The organism is Phormidium sp. CCY1219 (genome assembly GCF_035615515.1).
Classification (GTDB): Bacteria; Cyanobacteriota; Cyanobacteriia; order Cyanobacteriales; family Laspinemataceae; genus CCY1219.
Genome location: NZ_JAJENT010000352.1, coordinates 1 through 257 on the forward strand (window position 1 = coordinate 1; position 257 = coordinate 257).

Consider the following 257-nt stretch of genomic DNA (forward strand, 5'->3'; position numbering starts at 1 on the left):
TGGGTTTTGATGGCTTGATTGCTGGGTTTAATGATGGTCTTAAAACCTAGTGGATTACCGTGTGGGTTTTTCCCGGTCTTATATTTTCCGACTTGATATTGCCGGATGTTAAATCCCAAGAAGTCGAACCCTGGTTTATCCCCTTCTAAGGTGTGGGTGATATGAGTTTTGGTATCCTTCAGTTCCAATCCTATTCCTTTCAACCATTCCTGGATATGGTCGCGACATTTCAGTATTACATCCTTGTTTTCGTGCAG

1 pseudogene is annotated in these 257 nt (G+C 42.4%); it reads right to left on the reverse strand.

Annotation, left to right across the window (positions count from 1 at the left end):
• Positions 1 to 188, reverse strand: a pseudogene (locus tag LKK83_RS06365) (group II intron reverse transcriptase/maturase); the annotation flags it as partial.
• Positions 189 to 257 lie beyond the last annotated feature (69 nt).